This window comes from Haloplanus sp. GDY1, from assembly GCF_023703775.1.
GTDB classification, from domain to species: Archaea; Halobacteriota; Halobacteria; order Halobacteriales; family Haloferacaceae; genus Haloplanus; species Haloplanus halophilus.
Genome location: NZ_CP098514.1, coordinates 2,879,565 through 2,900,979, shown reverse-complemented (window position 1 = coordinate 2,900,979; position 21,415 = coordinate 2,879,565). Strand labels below are relative to the sequence as shown.

Here is a 21,415-nt window from a genome sequence, read left to right as displayed (position 1 = left end):
CGTGCTCTTCGCGACCCACCTCGTCGCCGCCTGGCTCCTCGGTCGGCGGTGGCGGGCGTCGCCGCGGTGGCTCGTCGCCGGCGCGGCGCTTCCGGACGTGGTCGACAAGCCCCTGGCGGCGGCGGGCGTCGTCGACCTGTATCACACCGTCGGTCACTCGGGGGTCACCCTCGCGCTGGCCGTCCCGGTAGCCCTGGTCGGGAGACGGGGGGTCGCGCTCTGGGTCGGCTGGCTGTCGCATCTCCTGCTCGACGCGCTCCACCTCGTCGTCAACGGCCGCGCCGACGACGTCCCGTTTCTCGGCTGGCCGCTGACGGAACCGGCGACCCCGCTCGGGCTCCCACCCGTCGAGTTCGTGGGGTACTACCTCTGGACGCCGTCGTTCTTCCTCGAGACCGTCGTCTGGCTGGCGCTCGGCGTCAGCCTCGTGGCCGCCCGACCGGACGGCGAGCGCGGGTGACCGGAGTGGGGCGGCGGCGCTACCGCGGCGCGACCAGTTCGACGGGGTGTCGGGACGGCCGGGCGAGCAGGGCGTCGAGTTGCTCCAGACAGGAGGTGCCGCTGGCGACCACCGTCCGGTCGCGCGTCTCGGCGGTCGAGAACTGCTCGGCCAGGTCGTCGCCCACGTCCATGCTCAGTTCGTAGTAGGTGTCCTTGTAGCCGAAGGAGCCGGCCATGCCACAGCACTCCACGTCGGAGGTGACCACGTCGTAGTCGAGGGCCTCCAGCACGGCCGTCGTGTGGGCTTCGAGGCCGAGGGTGCGCTGCTGGCAGTGAGCGTGGTAGGCGACCTCGTGACCGTCGCCGCCCCGGAGCGCGTCGGCGTCCGCGCCGTTCTCCAGCAGGCCGTAGACGTACTCCATGATCTCGTAGCTGTGCTCCTGCAGGCGCTCGACGGAGGCGTCCGCGAGGAACCGCTCGTACTCCCGCTCGAACATCGCGAGGTCGGAGGGTTCGATCACGACCACGTCGCGCCCGGCGTCGACGTGTTCGGCGAGCGCGCCGTAGACGTCGTGGGCGTGCGCCTCGGCGGTGGCGATCATGCCCTGCGAGAGCGGCGCGCGACCGCTGGAGGGCATCGAGGGGATCCGCACCGAGACGCCGAGGGCCTCCAGTACCCGCACGGCGGCCTTCCCCCGTTCGACCTGCACGTGGTTGGTGTAGACGTCGGGGTAGAGGACGGCCTCCCGGGTCGGATCGGAGACGGTCGAGACGCGGTTCCGGAACCAGTCGACCAGGGTCTCGCGCTGGAACTCGGGGAGGTCGCGCCGGGAGTCGACGCCGGCGACGCGCTCGAGCGCCCAGCGGGCCGGCCCCGTGTCGGCGAGCCAGTTCGAGACGGGGGCGGTCGCGCTCCCGAGTTTCGCGAGCGTCTCGAAGTTGCCGAACAGGCGCTTGTCGAGGTCGAGGCCGCCGGGCTCCTCGTCGGGCGTCAGCCCCTCGACGAGGAAGTCGTACCCCTCGGGCTCCGTGCCGCGGTTCACCCGGTCGCGCACCACCGTGTTGATCCACGGAATGTCGATCTTGGTGGGACAGCCGTTGACACACCGGGAACAGCCGGTACAGAAGTCGTTGAACTCCGCGGCGGTGTCCAGCCCCTCGATGCCGGCCTCCCAGCCGGTGCCGATGCCGCCGGAGTAGGTCTCGCCGCCGAAGGCGTGCCCGCCGACGTGCTGGAAGTTGGCACAGGAGTTCGAACACTGGCCACACCGGATGCAGTACAGCGTCTCGCGGAGCTGGTCGTCCTCGCGCATCGCCATGCGGCCGTTGTCGACGAGCACGAGGTGGAACTCGCGGTCGGAGCCCCGCTCGGACAGGGGCGTCTCGTCGTCGTCGAAATCGAGGGTCGGGGAGTCGACCGGCGGGGTCAGCAGCGAGACGTAGGCGGTGAGGTCCTGGCCGGTCCCCGAGCGCGCGAGGAGTTCGAGGAACGGCGAGAGGTCGTCCGTCGAGGGGATCACCTTCTCGACGCCCGCGACGGCGACGTGCGTGTCGGGCGCGACGGCGCACTTCCGGGCGTTGCCCTCGCTGGTGACGAGGGCCATCGTCCCGCTGTCGGCGGTGACGAAGTTGGCTCCGGTCACGCCCACGTCGGCGTCGCGGATGAGTTCGCCCAGCCGGTTCCGGGCGAAGGTGGTGAGTTCGTCGGCCGTCTCCGGCGGATCGTCGGGGTCGAACACCTCACGGAACAGGTCGGCGATGCTCTCCCGGGAGCGGTGGATGGCCGGCGCGATGAGGTGGGAGGGCGTCTCGTCGGCCAACTGGACCACCCACTCCCCGAGATCCGTCTCCACCACGTCGACGCCGTCGGCCTCGAGGGCGTCGTTTACCTCCAGTTCCTCGGTGGTCATCGACTTGCTCTTGACGACGCGCTCGGCGCCGTTGTCGGCCACCACGTTCCGGACGTAGCGGTTCGCGTCCTCGGGGTCGTCCGCGACGTAGAGGTGGCCGCCGTTGGCCTCGACGGACTCGCGCAGTTCGTCGATCAGTTCGGGCAGGCGGTCGATGGCGTCCTCCTTGATCTCGCGGGCGCGGGTCCGGAGTTCCTCGTAGTTCTCCAGGTCGGCGACCGCCTCCCGTCGCCGCCGGTTGAAGCCCTTGGTGTTCTCCTCGATGGCCGGGCCTTCGGTCGCCATCAGCCGGCGGATCTCGGCGGCCTTGTCCCCCTTACTCATCGAGCATCACCACGTGGACCGCCTCGGGGCCGTGCGCGCCGAGGACGAGTTCCCCCATGTCTGCGGTGGCGCTGGGGCCGGTGGCGACGACGGTGCTCGCGCCGTTCTCCCGGGCCACGTCGCCGAAGCGGTCCAGCGCCTCGGGCAGGTCCGGGAGGACGTCGCTCGCGCGGACGACGGGGACGTGGAGTTCGGGGTAGAGGGAGACGGGTTCGGCGCCGTCGGCCGTGGAGGGCAGGAGGACGCTCCCGTAGTTGGCCACGCCGAAAGAGGCGGGGGTGACGCCCGTCTCCGCGCGTTCGAGGGCGGCGGGCGTCGGATCGACCGTCACCGAGTCGGGGTACGCGACGTCGAAGGGGAGGGGGACGCCGACGGCCGGATCGCGGACGACGTCGTCGAGGGTCGCCGCGAACTCGTCGGCGGCCGTCCGGGTGAGGTCCACCCCGAGTTCGTCGAGGGCGTCCTCGAACGTCGAGATGGTTGGGTTCGTGGTCGTGGTAGCCATGTACACGACGGTTGGGGTCGGGACGGCTTTGTAGCTTCGGTCCCCCCGTCGGCGTCAGCGGAACGGGCGCGTGCGGTCGGGGGCGGCGTCGACGGTGCCCGCGGCGGCCCGAGTCATCCGCGACGAACTCGGACCGGTCGCCCCCCTACGCGACGGCCACGGGCCTCCTGACGCTGCTGTTCGGATACGTGCTCTTCCCGGGCGTCTTCTGGACCCGCCCTAGTACCCGCATTTTATCCCGGCGTACACCAAGTGGCCGCCGATGGCAACGACAGGCGATTCCGCCGACGACCCCTCGTCGGCGGGGGATTACGACTACCGGAGCGACGACGTGGACCGGCCGGGGATGGTCGACGACCTGGAGGGGCTGATCGACGGGGACGTGCGGTTCGACGACTACTCCCGACAGCTCTACGCCACCGACGCGAGCGCCTACGAGATGACGCCCGTCGGCGTCGTCTTCCCGACGTCCACCGCCGACGTGGCCGCCGTCGTCGAGTACTGCGCCGACCGGGGCGTGCCGGTCCTCCCCCGCGGCGGCGGCACCAGCCTCGCCGGCCAGACCGTCAACGAGGCGGTCGTCCTCGACTTCTCGCGGTCCATGACCGACGTGCTGGAGGCCGACCCCGAGGCGCGCCGCGCCCGCGCCCAACCCGGCGTCAAACTCGGCGACCTGAACGCCGAACTCGCTCCCCACGGCCTGAAGTTCGCCCCCGACCCGGCGTGGGGGGACAAGAGCGTCCTCGGCGGCGCCATCGGCAACAACTCCACCGGCTCGCACTCGCTGAAGTACGGCAAGACCGACGCCTACGTCGAGGAGGTCGAGGCCGTCCTCGCGGACGGGACGGTCACCACCTTCGGCGAGGTGGCCCTCGACGACCTGCGGGCCACCGCCGACCCCGAGGGCACCATCGAGGAGCGTATCCACGCCGAGGTCGTCCGGATAATCGACGAGGAGGCCGACGAGGTGCGCGAGCGGTATCCGGACCTGAAGCGCAACGTCTCGGGGTACAACCTCGATCAACTGATCGAGGAGGCCGAGTCGGGATCGGTCAACCTCGCCCGCCTGCTTGCGGGCAGCGAGGGGACGCTCGCGGTCGTCACCGAGGCGACCGTCGCGCTCGAACCCGTCCCCGAGACGAAGGCCATCGGCCTGCTGACCTACGACGACCTGCTCGACGCGATGGAGGACGTGGCCCCCATCCTCGAACACGACCCCGCGGCGGTGGAGGTCCTCGACGACGTGTTGCTCGACCTGGCGCGCGACACCGCTGAGTTCGCGGACGTGGTCGGCACCCTCCCCGAGGGGACCGACTCCGTGCTGCTCGTGGAGTTCTACGCCGAGAGCGACGCGGCGGGAAAGGCGTTGGTGGCGGACCTGATCGCCGATCGGGTGCCCGACGGCGACCCCGACGCCGACCCGAGCGACGGCGCCGCCGACCGGACGGCCGCCCCCCGACGCGCCCGGGCGGCGATGGAGGCCCACGACGCCGAGACCCGCGAGAAGTTCTGGAAGATGCGCAAGTCCGGGCTCCCCATCCTGCTCGGGCGCACCAGCGACGCCAAACACATCGCGTTCATCGAGGACACCGCCATCCCGGCCGAGAACCTCCCGGACTACGTCGCGGACTTCCAAGCGATGCTCGACGACCACGACACGTTCGCGAGCTACTACGCCCACGCCGGCCCCGGCGTCCTCCACATCCGGCCGCTGGTCAACACCAAGACCGTCGAGGGCGTCGCTCAGATGGAGTCCATCGCCGACGCCGCGACGGATCTCGTGGTGAAGTACGACGGCTCCGTCTCGGGCGAACACGGCGACGGCCGCGCCCGCACCCAGTGGAACCGGAAGCTGTACGGCGACCGCCTGTGGGAGACGTTCCGCGACCTGAAGTCGGCGTACGACCCCGACTGGATACTCAACCCGGGGACGGTCTGTGGCGACGTCGACATGACCGAGAATCTGCGGTTCGACCCCGACTACGAGTTCGACGCCGGCTTCGACCCCGCGCTCGACTGGGACAACGAGAACGGGATGCAGGGCATGGTCGAACTCTGTCACGGCTGTGGCGGCTGTCGCGGCCCGCAGGAGACGACCGGCGGCGTGATGTGCCCGACCTACCGCGCCAGCCAGGAGGAGATCACCGCCACCCGCGGCCGGGCGAACCTGCTCCGGCAGGCCATGAGCGGCGACCTGGACGGCGACGCCACGGACGTGGAGTTCATGCACGAGGTGCTCGACCTCTGTATCGGCTGCAAGGGCTGCTCGAAGGACTGTCCGAGCGAGGTGGACCTCGCGAAGCTGAAGGCGGAGGTGACCCACGAACACCACCAGCGACACGGCGCCAGCCTGCGCGACAAACTGTTCGCGAACGTCGAGACGATGAACCGGCTGGGCTCCGCGCTGGCGCCGCTGTCGAACTGGGCGACGAAGGTGCCGGGCGCCCGCACGCTCTTGGAGAAGACCCTCGGCATCGCGAAGGATCGCACCCTGCCCACCTTCCACCGCGAGTCGCTCGTCGACTGGTTCGACGACCGGGGCGGATCCCGGGTGCCCGAGGCCGAGGCCGACCGCAAGGTCCTGCTCTTCCCGGACGCCTACACCACGTACAACCACCCCGAGTCCGGGAAGGCCGCGGTCAGGGTGCTGGAGGCGGCGAACGTCCACGTCGCGATCCCGCGGGACGTCGCCGGCAGCGGCCGGCCGCCGTTCTCGAAGGGCTTTCTCGACGAGGCACGCGAGCGAGCGGCGACGAACGTCGACGCCCTCGCGCCCCGCGTCCGCGACGGCTGGGACGTGGTGCTCGTCGAACCCTCCGACGCCGTCATGTTCCAGGACGAGTACCGCGACCTGCTCACCGGCGCTGACGTCGACGCCGTGGCCGACGGCACCTACGGGGTCATGGAGTATCTCGACGCCTTCCGCCTCGACGAGCGCCTCGACACCGGCGGCGCCGACGGGTCGCTGACCTACCACGGCCACTGTCACCAGAAGTCGACCAACAGGGACCACCACGCCGTCGGCGTGTTGCGCCGGGCGGGCTACGCGGTCGACCCCCTGGACTCCGGGTGCTGTGGCATGGCCGGCTCCTTCGGCTACGAGGCCGAACACCGCTCGATGAGCCGGGCCATCGGCTCCATCCTCTTCGACCAGGTTGACGGGAGTCCGGGCGAGGAGGTCGTCGCGCCCGGCGCCTCCTGCCGGACGCAGCTCGGCGACCGCTACGACGCGGAGCCGCCGACGCCGGTGGAGAAGCTCGACGCCGCGCTCAGATAGGGTCGAACGGCGTCCCCGCGGCCCACAGGCGCTCGTGGAGCGCCCGCGCCCACCGCGTCGCCGCGGGGTCGTCGTTGCCGACGAAGCCGCGCGCGGCGCCCCCGCGGTAGACGACCAGCCCCACCTCGGGGCCGTCGGGCGTCTCCGCGAGGACGACCGTCAGCGGCTCGTCCCGGTTGGTGCGGCGGATGGCGACCCGCCCGCTCGCGACCGCGTCCCGGGTGTCGACGGGACGGGACGCCGCCAGTCGCTCGATCACCCGTTCGGTCGTGACGAACGCACCGGTCGTCCCCGCCTCCATGATCCGGTCGTGGTAGAGCCGGGCGTGTCGGGAGAGAAAGCGCCCGGTGTAGACCGACACGTGCGTGGCGGTGCCGACGACGTCGGCGACGGCGTCGAGCGGGTCGGTCGGCGCGTGCGGCGTCGCCTCGACGACCGTCGCCCCCTCGAAGACGGCCGGGTCGACGTCGAGCCCCACCTCGACCCCCTCGAACAGGGGGGCGACCGCCGCCAGGGCCTCGATCCGACGGACGTGCCGGTCGCGTCCCGAGAGCGCCAACCGCCCGGGCAGGGTCGGCCGGTAACCCGCCGGCGTCGACGTCACGAACCCGACCGTCGACAGTTCGCGGAGCGCCCGGTCGACCGTCGACCGCGAGACGCCCGCCCGGTCGGCGAGCGTCGCCCTCGACGCCGCCCCCTCGTCGAGCGCCCGGAGCGTGTCGAGGCGGCGGTCGACGACGGCCGCCGGCGACTCGTCGGTCACCGACGCCCCTCCGCGGGCGTCGCGACCCGCCTCGTATGCCGTTCCGCGAAACGCTTATGTGTCACCGGTCAGTCGGTGACGCGTTCGGCGGACGACAACATCAAGTCGTCGATCAGCGTACGGGTTCGTGCCGGGGTGCCTCTGACACGGGGTCGTGGCGGGTTGCCCGGCCCGCCTCCCGATCCGGCGTCCGACCGCCACGCGTTCGCCCGGACGTGAGCGGCGGTCGGACATCCCCGGTCGCCCGACTTCGGGTCGGGACTCAGCTTTTCGACGCCGCTCGGTGTGCCGACCGCACGGTTCCGACCAGTTCCTCGGCCGTCGGCCCCGCGGCGAGGTGGGAGCGACAGCCACAGTCCGAGGCGCCGAACCCCGCGACCGGTCCCTCGGGGAGGCGTGTGGCGACGGCACACTCGGCGTCGACGCCCGCGCTGGTGACGGCGGTCACCAGGCCGGTCGCCGGGTGGCCGGTGAGGTAGTCGACGTGCCAGTGCCGGGTGTCGTGTTCCCCCGCCGCGACCCGGCGGTGTCGGTCGACGCGGGCGAAGCCGCCGCTCCCGAGTGCGCTCCCGGTGTAGGCGTAGGCGCCCGCGGGGAAGCGGTGCCGGCCCAGCGCGCCGACCGTGACGTCGACCGCCCGGGGCAACTCGAGGACGAGGGTGTAGGTGCCGCCGTCGGCGTCCATGTGGGTGAGGTCGGCGGCGAGCGCCAAAACGCGACCGGAACCGGTTTGGTCGGGCCGGCCGGAGCAGGGGTGTGGACGACGTCGTCGACCGACTCCGGGAACGCGCCGAGGACGGACGGGTCGCGGACCACCGCGTCCTGCCGGGACGCGACCCAGTCTACGCCGACTGCGACCTGGAACCGCGGCTGGCCGACGCGCTGGCGGATCGGGGGGTCGACCGCCTCTATCGCCACCAGGTCGACGCCATCGAGGCCGTCCGCGACGGGCGGGACGCGGTGTTGGCGACGCCGACGGCGAGCGGCAAGAGCCTCGCGTACACGGTGCCGGCGTTCGAGCGGGCGATGGAAGACGGCGGCCGAACGCTGTATCTCGGCCCGCAGAACGCCCTGATCGCGGACCAGGCCGAGAGCCTCTCCGACCTGGCCCGCGGCCTCGGCTTCGGCAGTCGCGTCTCGGTCGACACCTACACCGGTCGCCTCTCGAAAGCCGAGAAACGCGACGTCCGGGACCGGCGGCCGACGGTCCTGCTCTCGAACCCGGACATGCTCCACTACGGCCTCCTGCCTCACGGCCACCGGCTGTGGGAGTGGCTGTTCTCGTCGCTGGAGCTGGTCGTGATCGACGAGATGCACGGCTATCGCGGCGTCTTCGGCACCCACGTCTCGCTCGTTCTCAGGCGGCTGGCGCGCCTCTGTGAGCGCTTCGGGAGCGATCCGGCGTTCGTCTGCTGTTCGGCCACCGTCGGCAACCCCGTCGACCACGCGGCGCGCCTGACGGGCCGCCCCGAATCCGGGTTCGCGCTCGTCGAGACGGACGCGAGCGGCCGGGGGCCGCGCCACTGGCTCCTCTGGAACCCGCCCGAACACGAGGGCGACCGGGGGGCGGGCCGCCGCCGGTCGAGCCACGTCGAGACGAAGCGCCTCTTTACCGACCTCGTGGCCGCGGGCCACCAGACTCTCGCCTTCACCCGGGCGCGCCAGACCGCCGAGCGCTACGCCACCGAGAGCGCCGACGCGCTCCGGGAGCGTGGCGAGCGGGACCTGGCGGGACGGATCGAGGCGTACCAGGCCTCGCTGCGCGACGAGCGCCGCCGCGAGGTCGAGGACGGCCTCCACGACGGGCGCGTGCGGGGCGTCTGGAGCACCAGCGCCCTCGAACTCGGCGTCGACGTCGGGGGACTCGACGCCGTGTTGCTGGACGGCTACCCCGGCACCCGGATGTCGGCCTTCCAGCGCGCGGGCCGGGCGGGCCGGGGGGCCGACCCCGCGCTCGTCGCCCTCGTCGCCGGCGAGGACCAGCTCGACCAGTACCTGATGGCCAACCCCGAGACCCTCTTCGAGGGCGACCCGGAGCGGGCGACGGTCGACCCGGGGAACGAACACCTGCTCCCCGACCACGTCGCCGCGGCGGCGGCGGAGAACTGGCTGTCCCGGGCGGACGAGGCCCACTTCGGCGAGGGGTTCGCCGACGTCGTGGCCGACCTGGAAGCCGCCGGTTGCCTGGAGCGCCGCGAGACGGCGGAGGGGGTCCGCTGGACCCACGCCGGCGACCGGAGCCCGCAGCACGCGACGTCCCTCCGGGGCGCCGACGACCGGGAGGTGGACCTGCTGGCCGACGGCGACGTGATCGCCACCCTCGGCTTCGGCGACGCCCTCCGGGACGCCCACCCGGGCGCGATCTACCACCACCAGGGGCAGTCCTACGAGGTGACCGACCTGGATCTGGACCGGGACGTGGCGACCCTGCAGGCGACGTGGGCGGACTACTACACCCGGGTGCTGACCGAGAAGTCGATCGCGGTCGAGCGCGACCGGGAGTCGACGGCGCTCTCGGCCCGCCCCGACGTCGGCGTCCACCTCGCGGACGTGACCGTCACGGAGCGGGTGACGGGCTACGAGCGCCGGGACGCGGGTCGGGGCGAGACGCTGGGCCGCGAAACGCTCACCCTCCCCGAGACGACGTTGTCGACGACGGCGCTGTATTTCACCGTCCCGGCGGACGTGGAGGCCGAGATGCGGGCGGTCGGCGACTTCGACGGCGGCATCCACGCGGCCGAACACGGCCTGATCTCCCTGTTTCCCCTCCACCTGCTCTGTGACCGCGCGGACGTCGGCGGCCTCTCGACGCCGCATCACGCCCACACCGGCGCGCCCACCGTCTTCGTCTACGACGGCTACCCCGGCGGCGTGGGGCTCGCCCGCGGCGGCTACGCGCGCTTCGAGTCGCTCGTCCCCCGGACCGCCCGCTCGTCCCCCGGACCGCCCGGATGATCGACGGCTGTGGCTGTGCCGACGGCTGTCCGGCCTGCGTCCAGTCGCCACACTGCGGGAACGCGAACGAGCCGCTGGCACCCGACCCCGCCGTCGTCCTGCTCGAATCGCTGAGCGAGGCGGATTAGTCCTCGTCCTCGACGGCGGGGGCGTCCACGCCGTCGCCGGCGCGCCCGTCGGCCGTCTCCGGGTCGGCGCCGCCGGCGTCGCGCCCGTCGGTCGGTCCCGCCTCGGCCTCGTCCGCCGACTCAGGGGCGACGAGCAGGTCGCCGGGACTCGCCGGGTGGTCGGTGTCGATCCCGCGCTCGTCGTCCCGGTCGTGGGCCCGGCGGGCGGCGTCCATCAGGACGGACTGGGTGGCCCACTCGGGGTCGTCGCCCGGCGTCCGCTGGTCGTAGCTCCCGTCGGCGTTCATCGTCCAGCGGGTGCGGTTGTCGTTCAGCATCACCTCGAGGACGAACCGGAGTTGCTCGCGGGCGTCGGGGTCGGTGACGGGGGCGACGGCCTCGACCCGGTGGTCGAGGTTGCGGGTCATCCAGTCGGCCGACCCGAGGTAGTACTCGGGGGCGCGGCCGTCGCCGGCCTCCGTCGGGCTCTCCGCCCCCGCGCCGTTCTCGAAGTAGTAGATCCGCGAATGTTCCAGGAAGCGACCGACGACGGAGTGGACGGTGACGGTGTCGCTGATCCCCTCGATCCCCGGCCGCAGGCGGCAGATGTCGCGGACGATCAGGTCGATATCGACGCCGGCCATCGAGGCGCGGTACAGTTCCTCGACGATGGCGGGGTCCTCCAGCGCGTTCATCTTCGCGACGATGCGGGCGGGGCGGCCGGCGCGGGCGTGGTCGGCCTCCCGGCGGATCAGTTCCGTGAACCGCTTTCGCATCGTGACGGGCGCGACGAGCAGTTTGCGGAACTCCTCGTCCAGCGAGGGGCCGGTGAAGAAGTTGAACACCGTCACGAGGTCCTGCCCGACGTCGCGGTCGGCGGTCAACAGGCCGAGGTCGACGTACCCCTTCGCCGTCTCGGAGTGGTAGTTACCCGTGGCGACGTGGGAGTAGAGTTTCACGCCGTCCGCCTCCTCGCGGACGACCAGCGCGGTCTTGGTGTGGGTCTTCAGCCCGACCGTGCCGTAAGCGACGTGGATGCCGTTCTCCTCCAGTTTGCGCACCCACTGGAGGTTGTTCTGCTCGTCGAAGCGGGCCTTGAGTTCGACCATCACCGCCACCTGCTTGCCGTTGTCGGCGGCGTCGATCAGCCGCTGGATCACCTGCGAGTCACTCGCCGTGCGGTAGATGGCGGCCTTGATCGCCAACACGTCGGGGTCGTTGGCGGCGGCGTCGAGGAAGCGCTGGACCGTCCCCTCGAAGGAGTGATACGGGTGATGGAGGAGGACGTCGTCGCGGGCGATCTCGTCGAAGAGGTCGCTCCCCTGGACGGTCACCTCGCCGGCCGGCCCCTCGGCGAACCGGGGATGGGGGAGCGGCGACCAGGGCTCGCGTTTCAGGTCGGGGCGATCGAGGTCCGAGAGCGTCATGAAGTCCCGGTAGTCGAGGGGTCCGGAGCGGTGGACCACCTCCTCCGGGCAGAGGTCGAGTTGCTCGCGCAGGAGGTCGACCATCTCCTCGGGGGCGTCGTCGCCGATCTCCAGGCGGACGGCGGTGGCGAAGCGCCGCTGTTCGATCACCTCCTCGATGGCCTCGATCAGGTCCTCGGCGACCTCCTGGTTGTGTCGGACCTCGGCGTTGCGCGTGATGCGAAACAGGGCGGTGTCGACGACCTCGACGTTGGGCATCAGCAAGTCGAGATGCGCTCGGATGAGGTCCTCGAGGAGGACGTAGCGCGACCCCTCATCGAGGGGGACGAGTCGCGGGCGGTTCTGCGGGACCTTCACGCGGGTGAAGATCGGGTCCTCGCCGGGGTCGTGCCGGACGTAGACGCCGAGCGAGAGGCTGAGGTTGGAGATGAAGGGGAAGGGGTGGGCCGGGTCGAACGCCAGCGGCGTCAGCGTCGGCAACACGGACTCCTCGAAGTAGTCCTGCATCCGGTCGCGCTCCGCGTCGGTCAGGTCCTCGTGGTCGACGATCTCGATCCCCGCCTCGGCGAGGGCGGGCCGAACCACGTCGCGGTAGCAGTCGGTCTGGCGGCCGAACATGGGACCGGTCGTCTCGAGGATCTCGGCCCACTGCTCGCGGGGGGTCCGGCCGTCGACCGTCGGGTCGGTGACGCCCGCGTCGATCTGCTGTTTCAACCCCCCGACGCGCTTCATGAAGAACTCGTCGAGGTTCTTGGTGAAGAGGCCGAGAAAGCGCACCCGCTCGAGGAGCGGCGTCCGGTCGTCGAGCGCCTCGTGGAGGACGCGCTTCTGGAACTCCAGGTGGCTCAGTTCCCGGTTCAGGTAGAACTCGGCGTCGTCGAGGTCGGGGCCGTCGGTGTCGTCGGGTCCGGGCATGGGTGTGGTGTCGGCGACGTCGCCGCCGTCGGCGAGCGAGTCGGTGGGAGGGTGGCGACAGCGGCACAAAGCGGTTGGTATGTCCCCTACGAACACCTATCGAGAAGTATATATCGTCGGCACGGAACGACAGATATTTTAGGTGGGCCTAAAGAAAAGCGGGCAATGAGCGAGGACATCTGCGTCATCGTCCCGACGATCAGGGAGTACGAATGCGTGCGATCCTACGTCGACAACGCCGAGCGCCACGGGGTCGACACGGACCGGCTGGAGTTCGTGCTGGTGACCGAGGACCACTGCCCGACGGGGGAGATGGAGTCGATGCTCGACGACCTGGGCGTCTCGGGCGAGGTGTTCGACGGGAGTCGGCGCGAGGCGTGGCTGGAGGACCACGGGGTCGGCGAGTACGGCCACCTGATCCCCGCCAAGAGCCACGCACAGACGAGTTTCGGGCTGCTCTACCTCTGGGCGCACGACCACCCCTACGGCGTCTTCATCGACGACGACACCCGGCCCCACGAGGACGTCGACTTCTTCGGGACGCACCTCCGGAACCTGCACGCCGACCGGGACGTGGAGTCGGTGCGCTCGGACGAGAACTGGGTGAACGTCCTCTATCACGGCGCCGAGGACCACGGCCTCTACCCCCGAGGGTACCCCTACGCGGCGATGGACGAGACGGTGGAGACGGGGACGACACACGTCGACAGCGTGATCGCCTCGCAGGGCCTCTGGACGAACGTGCCCGACCTCGACGCGGTCCGCATCCTGATGGACGGCGACCTGCAGGGACAGGCCGAGACGCGTCTCGACGCGGCGGACTTCGGCCCGGACTTCGTCGCCGAACCCGGCCAGTACCTCACCGTCTGCTCGATGAACCTCGCCTTCCGCCGGGAGGTGATCCCCGCGTTCTACCAGCTGCCGATGGACGACAACGAGTGGTCGGTCGGCCGGTTCGACGACATCTGGAGCGGCGTGTTCCTCAAGCGAGCGGCGGACCTGCTGGGGAAGGAGATCCTCACGGGCGACCCGCTCTGTCGACACGACAAGGCGCCCCGCTCCACCTTCGACGACCTGCACAACGAGGTGGCGGGACTGGAACTCAACGAACACCTGTGGAAACTGGTCGACGACGCCGACCCGGACGGCGAGGTGACCTACGCGACGGCCTTCGCGGCGATGGCCGACGCCCTGATGGAGGCGGAGGCCGACTACCGCAACGGCGAGTTCCTCGCCTACGTGGGAGAGCACATGCACGACTGGCTGGACTGCCTCGACGAACTGCGGTCCATCGAACGGCCGGTCCCCGCGGACGACTGAGCGCAGTCACGCGAGCGTCGCCGCCCCGCTCCGACGGAAATATCTCGCGTTGGCCGACGAACCCCGCGAACTGGCCGCTGAGTCTTCGAATCGGCAAATATAAGTGGTTTTAGGGTGGCCTAAATCATATGGAGCGAGACACCCGCCTCAGTCGACGACAGGTGCTGGGAACACTCGCAGCTGGCTCGACGGCCGGTCTGGCCGGCTGTTCGGGCCTCTTGGGAGGTGGCGGTGGCGGTGGCGATGGAACCGAAGGAACGAACGGCTCGGGGAACGTCGAGATTCCGGCGCTGAGCGCGTTCCGGGGCTCGGGCGCGCTCGTCGAGGGCCGGTCCGCCCCCGGAGGGACCTCGATCGAGGAGCTTCCGAACCTGTCCGGGTCGCTGAACCTCTACATCGGCGGCGGAGAGGGCGGCATCTACTACGAGTTCGTCGAGATGCTGCAGGAGATCTACCCCGAGTTCCAGGTCTTCGCCAGCAGCGCCTCCTCGTCGTCGCTGGCCCAGACCGTCGTCGAGGAGGTAGAGGCCGGAGCGCCGCAGGCCGACGTCTTCTGGTCCATCGACGCGAGTTCGCTGGGGTTCGTTGCCGACAACGACGCGTACGAACCGCTCCCGGACGAGGTCGTCGAGCCCGTCCCGAGCGGCTTCCGGGGCGAGGACAACGCGTGGGTCGGCGTCGCGGGGCGAGCACGGAGCATCCCGTACAACACCGAGCAGCTGAGCGAGGGCGACGTCCCGAACAAGGTTCGGGAGATTCCGAACACGGACGCGCTCCGCGGAACGATGGGCTGGGCGCCGACGTACGGGGCCTTCAAATCGTTCGTGACCGCGATGCGACTCCTCCGGGGCGAGGACGCCGCCCGGGAGTGGCTCGTCTCGATGCGCGAGGCGGGAACGGAGCAGTACCCGAACGAGTTCGTCATCTCCAGTCAGGTCGCCGACGGTGCGCTCACCGCGGGCTTCGCCAACCACTACTACGCCCTTCGCGTCAAGAACAGCCGCCCCGACGCGCCCCTGGGCCTCGCGTTCACCGAAAACGACGCCGGGGCACTCGTCAACGTCGCCGGAGCACTGCGAATCGAGGGGACGGAGAAAGGCGAACTGGTCAACAACTTCGTTCGCCACCTGCTCTCCTCGGAGGCACAGGAGTTCTTCACGACCGTCAGCTTCGCGTATCCGATGATCTCCGGCGTGGCACCGCCGGGCGATCTGCCCACGGTCGATCAGCTGAATCCGCCGAACATCGACCTCTCGGAGCTGTCGGACCTCGAACCGACGCTCGAACTCATGCGAGAGGCTGACGTACTCGGGTGACCGATGCGGGTCCGGGAGTGGGTCACGTCGTTCGGTTCGCGTGTCACGGCGGACGAAGCGACGTCGATAGGGACGGGGCTGACCCTGCTCGCGGCCGCCGTCTCCGCCACTCTCGTCCTCCCGCTCGGATGGCTCGTCGTCGACGTGTTCACTCTCGGGTCACGAGCCATCGACCTCACGGTCGCGCCGACCACGATGCGGGTCCTGGTGCGGACCGTCGCGCTGGTCGCCGTCGTAACCGGAGCGAGCGTCGTGGTCGGCGTTCCGCTCGCCGTCCTCACGGTACAGGCCAAGCTCCCGCTACAGCGGTTCTGGACCGTCGTCATCGCGCTCCCGCTGGCCATTCCGAGCTATCTCGGTGCCTTCGCCGCCGTCTCGGCGTTCGGTCCGCGGGGGGCACTCACGAACGCGCTGGCGCCACTGGGCGTGCCGAAGCTGCCGACGGTGTACGGATTCGTCGGCGCCGCGGTCGTCCTCACGCTCTACACGTATCCCTACGTCTTTCTGACGACGCGAGCGTCCCTCCTGTCGCTTGACGCCTCGCTCGTCGAGGCGGCCCGCACGCTCAACGCCGGGCGATGGGAGGCGTTCAAGCGCATCACGCTCCCGCAGATCACGCCGGGGATCACCGCCGGCGCGCTGCTGGTTGCTCTCTATACGCTCTCCGACTTCGGCACCCCGAACATCATGCGCGTGGAAGTGTTCACGCAGTTCATCTACGCCCGATACAACGCGTTCATGCGGGACTACGCGGCGCTCCTGTCGCTCCAGCTCTTCGCCGTCACGGCGGTGATCCTGGCCATCGAGTCCAGAATCGGCATCGACGAGTCGGGTGCCTACGAGAGCCGCGGGAACCGGGGCGCGACGACCCTCGACCTCGGTCGCTGGCGGTACCCGGCGACGCTGCTACCGGCAGGAATCGGTGCCGTGGCCATCCTGCTCCCGATCGGCATCTTCGGGATGTGGTTCCTGCGAACCGGCCCCGGATACGCGACCGGCTCCATGTCGTTCTCGTGGTCCTACGGGTGGAACTCGGTGTACGTGTCGCTGCTCGCGGCCGGTGGGGCGATCCTCGTCGCGCTCCCGATCGCGCTCCGGTCGGCGGTCTCCGAGTCCGTCGTCGCGACCGTCGCGGACCGGGCACCGTACGTGGGCTATGCCACCCCGGGGATCGTCCTCGCGATCGCGCTCGTGAGCTTCAGCCTCGACGTGGTCCCGGCGCTGTACAAGACGATCCCGCTGCTCGTGTTCGCCTACGTCGTCCGGTTCATGCCACAGGCCATCGGGCCGATACGGACGTCACGCATGCAGGTTGACCGCGGGCTGGTCGAAGCGGCGCGCACGCTCGGCCGGTCGCGGCTGGCCGCCTTCCGGTCGATAACGTTGCCGCTGGTCCTGCCGGGAATCGCGACCGGGGCGGCGCTGGTCTTCCTCACGACCATGAAGGAGCTACCGGCGACCCTCATCCTCCGTCCGCTCCGGTTCGACACGCTCGTCACCTACATCTGGCGCGTGCAGGAGGCGGGGCTGTACGGGCAGGCGGCCGTGCCGGCGCTCGTGTTGGTCGTCGTGTCCGGGCTCTCGATGGCGGTCATCCTGGCACAGGAGGGTGGTCGGAAGTCCGACCAGTAACGCACGATGACCGACGCCACGACACGACGGCAGGCGACGCTCGATCACGGCCCCGAGACGGGGGTCGCGGGGGACTGAGATGCGCCGTCGGACCTACACCCTCGCCGCCGCGGCAGTCGCCCTCGCCGGTGCGGCGGCCGTGTGGATCGTCTCCACGCAGGTGTTCCCGTACCATTCGCTGAATCACGACGAGGGGGTGTACCTCCAGCAGGCCGCGATGCTCCTCGAGGGGCAGTTGAACCTCCGGCCGCCCCTGGAGGGCGCCTTCAGGCCCTGGTTCTTCGTCGAGAACGGCGACCGACTGTATCCGAAATACACGCCGGTCCCCGCCGCGATGTTCGCGCTGGGTCGGCTGGTCGGCGGGTACCGGTTGGCGCTCGTCGGGATCGCGGCAGCCAATCTCGCGCTCGTCGTCGCGGTCGTCGACGAGGTCTTCGACCGGCCGACCGGGCTGGTGGCCGGCGGGTTCGTCCTCGCGTCGCCGCTCTTTCTCGTCGACTCGTCGGTGTTCCTCCCGTACGCACCGACGACGCTCCTGAACCTCGGGTTCGCGTACGGCTATCTCCGCGCCGACCGAACCGGCGACCGTCGGTGGGCTGCCGTCGCCGGCACGGCCGTGGGACTCGCCTTCTTCGCCCGCCCCTACACGGCCGTCCTGTTCGCGGCGCCGTTCGTCTGTCACGCACTGTGGTCACTCTACCGGGACTGGCAGGGGGCGCTGGAGCGGCAGGCCATCGTCGCGGCGCTCGGACTGGCCGGCGTCGGAACGACGCTCGGATACAACGCCCTCGTAACGGGGTCGGCGTGGCTGTTCCCGTACGAGGCGTTCGCCCCGCGCGACGGGCTGGGCTTCGGTCACCGGGAGATCCTCGCACACGAGATCCACTACACCCCGGAGCTGGCGATGCGAGCGAACGGCAAAGTCGTCGAACTCTTCTTCACGGAGTGGATCGCCGGGGGGGCGCTGGGAGCCGCACTCGCGGTCCTCGGGATCGCCCGCACGGTTCACCGCCGCCCCTCGGCCCGTGAGGGGGTGATCGGCGGGCTGTTCGTCTCGATCGTCGCCGGTAACGTCTACTTCTGGGGGAACTTCAACATCCTGGGCGACATCGACAGGGCCGGGGACGGTCTCGTGTCGGCGTTCGGCCCGTACTATCACTTCGATCTGCTCCTGCCGACGGCGGCGTTCGCGGCCGCGGGGATACTCTGGGGTGGCCGTCTGCTCCATCGCGCTCTCGACGAGCGGGTGGATCGGCGGCTGGCCCGCACGGCGTTCGTCCTCGTCCTGGTCGTGAGTGCGGGGGCGGTCGGATCGGTCACGGCGAACGACCTCGACGAGCGGATCGCGGAGAACATGGAGGCGACCGACACCTACGAGGACGTGTACGAACCGTTCGAGGCGGGCCCGCCGCGGAACTCCCTGGTCCTCCTGCCGGACCCCTACGGCGACTGGCTCAACCACCCGTTCCAACCGCTGCGAAACGACCCCGGGTTCGACGGCCGCACCGTCTACGCCATCGACGACGAACCCTTCGCAGTGGTGGACGAGTTCCCCGACCGACGCGCGTACCGCTACGTCTATCGCGGGGGCTGGGCGCCGTACGCGGGATCGCCGGAGGACGCTCGCCTGCAGCGAGTCCGTGACGTCTCCGGGGGGAGCGTTCGCCTCGATACCGCCGTCGGCATCCCCGACGGGGCGATCGGCGTCACGGCTCGCATCGCGACCGACGAGGGCAGCGTCTACTACGTCGCGCCGAACGTCACCGACAGCCTCGCCGTGAACCTCTCGATCGAGGACGGACGGATCCACGTCGCGGGCGACGTCCGTCCGGTGGAGAACGAAACCGTCGCGGTCGACGGTCGGGACGACGTTCGACTGACCGTGTTCGTCGACTACGGACCCGGCGGCGGGTTCGCGTACCGACTCGACCTCCCCGTGGAGGCCGCCGACGGGACCGTCCGTGCGCTCACGCCCAGAATCGAGCGCTGTCGCAACGCCCGCGCCTGTGGCGGCGCGGCAGCGTACATTCCGTCGTCGGCCCCCGACGGCGTCTTCGTCCGGAGCGAACTGGTCGCCGGCGAACCCAACCCCTAAGTTTAGGTTGACCTAATCCACGCCAATGAGATTGACTCGACGCGATGCGCTCGCGGCGCTGGCGGCCGCCGGCGTCGCCGTGGGCGGTGGTGCGGTCCTTCGGTCGTCGGACGACGAGCGGGGCGGGTCGGGCGACGACGCCGACCGGCCCGTCACCGACGACGAGCTGGCGACGCTGGTCGCCGCCGCGGAGGTTCTCTATCCGTCGGCGGTCGAGAACGTCGACGCGTTCGTCGGCCGATACGTTCGGGGGCGGGCCGAGGACGAGCCGGGCCACGTGGCGGGTGTCGTGGACGCGACCGGGTATCTCGACGAGTACGCGGAGGCGTGGTACGGCGAGGGGTTCGCGGCTCTCGATCGGTCGGATCGCGAGGAGGCGCTCCGACGGATGAACGTCGACACCACCGACCCCGACCCGGAGGGGTCCGACGTCGAACGGGTTCGCTACTACGTCGTCAACGAACTGCTGTTCGCCCTGTACGCGTCCCCGACCGGCGGCGAGCTGGTCGGCATAGAGAACCCGCAGGGACACCCCGGCGGGCTCGCAAGTTACCAGCGGGGGCCACAGCCGTGATGGCGGACCGCGATCGGACGCCCTCCGAGCGGGTCGACGTCTGCGTCGTCGGCGCCGGGCCGGCGGGGGCACTGGTCGCACACACGCTCGCCGAGCGCGGGCACGACGTCGTCGTGCTGGAGGCCGGCGAGCGGTTCGACGCCGACGAACGGCTCGAACGGATGGAGCGGGCGATCCGCCCGGCTCACGGCCCGCTGTCGGTCTGGAACATGGGCGGCGAACGGGACGCGTACTCCTCGACGGGCGAGCGGTTCTATCCGCTCAACCGGGCGCGCGTCAAGGGTGTGGGTGGCACGACGCTCCACTGGCAGGGGATGGTGATGCGCCTCCACGAGGGGGATTTCGAAACGCGGTCGCGGTACGGCGTCGCGTCCGACTGGCCGATCGACTACGAGGACCTCCGACCCTACTACGCCCGCGCGGAGGAGGCCCTCGGCGTCGCGGGTGCGTCGGACAACCCCTTCGCACCGCCACGCGAGCGACCACATCCCATGCCCGCGTTCCCGCCGTCGTACAGCGACTCCATCTTCGCCGACGCGTGCGAACGGCTCGGCGTCGCCATGCACTCGGTCCCGAACGCTCGCAACTCGGAACCGTACGACGGGGAGTCACAATGTGTCGGCTACGGGACGTGCAAGCCGGTCTGTCCGTCCGGCGCGAAGTACGACGCGACCCGCACCGTCGACGACGCGAGGGAGGCGGGGGCGCGAATTCTGGATCGGGTTCCGGTCCAGCGTCTCGAACACGACAGAGCGGGGGAGACGGTCGAGGCGGCGGTGTACGCCACGCCCGACGGCGAGACCCACCGACAGACGGCACGCCAGTTCGTCGTGGCCTGCGGCGGCGTCGAGACGCCGCGGCTGCTCCTGCTCTCGACGTCTGACGCCTACCCGGACGGCCTCGCCAACTCCAGCGGACTCGTCGGCAAGTACCTCATGGACCACCTGTTCGCGGGCACCGGCGGCGTCGTCGACGAGCGGACCCGCCAGAACCACGTCGGGTTTCTCACGAGCGAAACCCACCAGTTCTACGACGATCCGACCGAGGGCACCGAGGAGGGAATCCCGCGGGCCGAGGGCGACCGGGCCGCGTTCACGCCGCTCAAACTGGAGTTCTTCAACTACGCCGGCCCGTCGCCGGTCGAGATGGCGCTCGGGAGCGAGGAGTTCGGCGACGACCTCCTCGCGTCGCTCCGTGACGGCTACGGGAACAGCATCGCGATGGGCGGCCTCGTCGGCCAACGTCCCCGAAAGGGGAACTACGTCGGCCTGGATCCGTCGACGACGGACGATCACGGGAACCCCGTCCCCGAGATCAACTGGGGGATCGACGAGGCGACCGAGCGGTCGCTCCGGCGCGCAAACGAGATTCAGGAGGCGATCCTGTCCGAACTGGGCGTCGAGATCACGTGGCAGGTCGGCCCCGAGGCGACCGGTCCCGCCTTCCACCACATGGGGACCACACGGATGGGGACGGATCCCGACGAGAGCGTCGTCTCGCCCCGGATGCGAACCCACGACCTCGACAACCTCTGGATCGCCGGGAGTAGCGTCTTCGTCACCGGCGGCGCGATGAATCCCACCCTCACGATCGCAGCCCTCGCGCTCAAGGTGGCGGATCACGTCGACGAGGTGCTGTGATGTCTCCGCCCCGTCGATCCCGGACGCGCCGGCGGTGCGTGCGCCGATCGGGCCGTCGACCCGGCGGTCCGACCCGCCGCGGACTCGGGACGAGCGCGTCGCCTTCGAAACCCACCCGCGGGGGGCGTCCGCCGGATCCGAGGATCGGATCACCCGTCCTGCCGACGATCGATGAATTGAACCCACCCGAGGATCTACACGTCACTCGACGGAC

The 21,415-nt window shown here is 70.5% G+C and carries 13 protein-coding genes and 1 pseudogene; 9 read left to right on the top strand and 5 right to left on the bottom strand.

Features of this window, described 5'->3' with window-relative positions; genetic code table 11:
• Window position 1: 1 nt before the first annotated feature.
• Window positions 2-460, top strand: coding sequence for a metal-dependent hydrolase (locus NBT67_RS15465; RefSeq protein WP_251342661.1), 459 nt, complete (start codon window positions 2-4; stop codon window positions 458-460).
• A 19-nt stretch (window positions 461-479) separates the two neighbouring features.
• Here NBT67_RS15465 and NBT67_RS15460 read toward each other — a convergent pair whose 3' ends face one another.
• Both NBT67_RS15460 and NBT67_RS15455 read right to left on the bottom strand, forming a co-directional pair.
• Window positions 480-2,675, bottom strand: coding sequence for an LUD domain-containing protein (locus NBT67_RS15460; RefSeq protein WP_251342660.1), 2,196 nt, complete (start codon window positions 2,673-2,675; stop codon window positions 480-482).
• Window positions 2,668-3,180, bottom strand: coding sequence for an LUD domain-containing protein (locus NBT67_RS15455; RefSeq protein WP_251342659.1), 513 nt, complete (start codon window positions 3,178-3,180; stop codon window positions 2,668-2,670). The genes NBT67_RS15460 and NBT67_RS15455 overlap by 8 nt, the downstream gene beginning before the upstream one ends.
• A 262-nt stretch (window positions 3,181-3,442) precedes the next feature.
• Here NBT67_RS15455 and NBT67_RS15450 point away from each other — a divergent pair, with 262 nt between their 5' ends.
• Window positions 3,443-6,457: an FAD-binding and (Fe-S)-binding domain-containing protein gene (locus NBT67_RS15450; protein WP_251342658.1), complete on the top strand. Its 3,015-nt coding sequence runs from the start codon at window positions 3,443-3,445 to the stop codon at window positions 6,455-6,457.
• Here NBT67_RS15450 and NBT67_RS15445 read toward each other — a convergent pair.
• Window positions 6,450-7,220: a helix-turn-helix transcriptional regulator gene (locus tag NBT67_RS15445; protein ID WP_251342657.1), complete on the bottom strand. Its 771-nt coding sequence runs from the start codon at window positions 7,218-7,220 to the stop codon at window positions 6,450-6,452. The two genes, NBT67_RS15450 and NBT67_RS15445, sit on opposite strands and share 8 nt — an antisense overlap.
• A gap of 262 nt (window positions 7,221-7,482) precedes the next feature.
• Window positions 7,483-7,905, bottom strand: coding sequence for a GIY-YIG nuclease family protein (locus NBT67_RS15440; RefSeq protein ID WP_251342656.1), 423 nt, complete (start codon window positions 7,903-7,905; stop codon window positions 7,483-7,485).
• Between the two features lie 71 nt (window positions 7,906-7,976).
• Between NBT67_RS15440 and NBT67_RS15435 the strand changes: the two are divergent.
• Window positions 7,977-10,303 (top strand): annotated as a pseudogene (locus NBT67_RS15435) (DEAD/DEAH box helicase).
• Here the strand turns inward: NBT67_RS15435 and ppk1 are convergent.
• Complete coding sequence (gene ppk1 / locus NBT67_RS15430) at window positions 10,300-12,624, bottom strand: polyphosphate kinase 1 (RefSeq protein WP_251342655.1); 2,325 nt, start codon at window positions 12,622-12,624, stop codon at window positions 10,300-10,302. The pseudogene NBT67_RS15435 and the gene ppk1 overlap by 4 nt on opposite strands.
• 165 nt (window positions 12,625-12,789) lie before the next feature.
• Between ppk1 and NBT67_RS15425 the strand changes: the two genes are divergently transcribed.
• The 6 genes from NBT67_RS15425 (at window position 12,790) to NBT67_RS15400 (ending at window position 21,201) form a co-directional block, all read left to right on the top strand.
• Window positions 12,790-13,944, top strand: coding sequence for an alpha-1 4-glucan-protein synthase (locus NBT67_RS15425; RefSeq protein ID WP_251342654.1), 1,155 nt, complete (start codon window positions 12,790-12,792; stop codon window positions 13,942-13,944).
• A gap of 128 nt (window positions 13,945-14,072) precedes the next feature.
• A complete protein-coding gene (locus tag NBT67_RS15420; RefSeq protein WP_251342653.1) occupies window positions 14,073-15,260 on the top strand; it encodes an extracellular solute-binding protein in 1,188 nt (395 codons plus the stop codon).
• 3 nt (window positions 15,261-15,263) lie between these two features.
• Window positions 15,264-16,892, top strand: a complete 1,629-nt coding sequence (locus tag NBT67_RS15415) for an ABC transporter permease (protein ID WP_251342652.1) — start codon at window positions 15,264-15,266, stop codon at window positions 16,890-16,892.
• 79 nt (window positions 16,893-16,971) lie between these two features.
• Window positions 16,972-18,987, top strand: a complete 2,016-nt coding sequence (locus NBT67_RS15410) for an ArnT family glycosyltransferase (RefSeq protein WP_251342651.1) — start codon at window positions 16,972-16,974, stop codon at window positions 18,985-18,987.
• A 25-nt stretch (window positions 18,988-19,012) separates the two neighbouring features.
• Window positions 19,013-19,561 carry a gluconate 2-dehydrogenase subunit 3 family protein gene (locus tag NBT67_RS15405; RefSeq protein WP_251342650.1) on the top strand — a complete coding sequence of 183 codons (549 nt, stop codon included), beginning with the start codon at window positions 19,013-19,015 and terminating at the stop codon, window positions 19,559-19,561.
• Window positions 19,561-21,201, top strand: coding sequence for a GMC family oxidoreductase (locus NBT67_RS15400; RefSeq protein ID WP_251342649.1), 1,641 nt, complete (start codon window positions 19,561-19,563; stop codon window positions 21,199-21,201). Before NBT67_RS15405 ends, NBT67_RS15400 begins: the two co-directional genes overlap by 1 nt.
• Window positions 21,202-21,415: the final 214 nt, after the last annotated feature.

Excerpts from the sequence above, each read along its gene's own strand:
- NBT67_RS15440 (WP_251342656.1), bottom strand. The coding sequence starts at position 7,905 with ATGGACGCCGACGGCGGCACCTACACCCTCGTCCTCGAGTTGCCCCGG.
- NBT67_RS15450 (WP_251342658.1), top strand. The coding sequence starts at position 3,443 with ATGGCAACGACAGGCGATTCCGCCGACGACCCCTCGTCGGCGGGGGAT.
- NBT67_RS15415 (WP_251342652.1), top strand. The coding sequence starts at position 15,264 with ATGCGGGTCCGGGAGTGGGTCACGTCGTTCGGTTCGCGTGTCACGGCG.
- NBT67_RS15455 (WP_251342659.1), bottom strand. The coding sequence starts at position 3,180 with ATGGCTACCACGACCACGAACCCAACCATCTCGACGTTCGAGGACGCC.
- NBT67_RS15410 (WP_251342651.1), top strand. The coding sequence starts at position 16,972 with ATGCGCCGTCGGACCTACACCCTCGCCGCCGCGGCAGTCGCCCTCGCC.
- NBT67_RS15425 (WP_251342654.1), top strand. The coding sequence starts at position 12,790 with ATGAGCGAGGACATCTGCGTCATCGTCCCGACGATCAGGGAGTACGAA.
- NBT67_RS15420 (WP_251342653.1), top strand. The coding sequence starts at position 14,073 with ATGGAGCGAGACACCCGCCTCAGTCGACGACAGGTGCTGGGAACACTC.
- NBT67_RS15400 (WP_251342649.1), top strand. The coding sequence starts at position 19,561 with ATGGCGGACCGCGATCGGACGCCCTCCGAGCGGGTCGACGTCTGCGTC.
- ppk1 (WP_251342655.1), bottom strand. The coding sequence starts at position 12,624 with ATGCCCGGACCCGACGACACCGACGGCCCCGACCTCGACGACGCCGAG.
- NBT67_RS15460 (WP_251342660.1), bottom strand. The coding sequence starts at position 2,675 with ATGAGTAAGGGGGACAAGGCCGCCGAGATCCGCCGGCTGATGGCGACC.
- NBT67_RS15405 (WP_251342650.1), top strand. The coding sequence starts at position 19,013 with ATGAGATTGACTCGACGCGATGCGCTCGCGGCGCTGGCGGCCGCCGGC.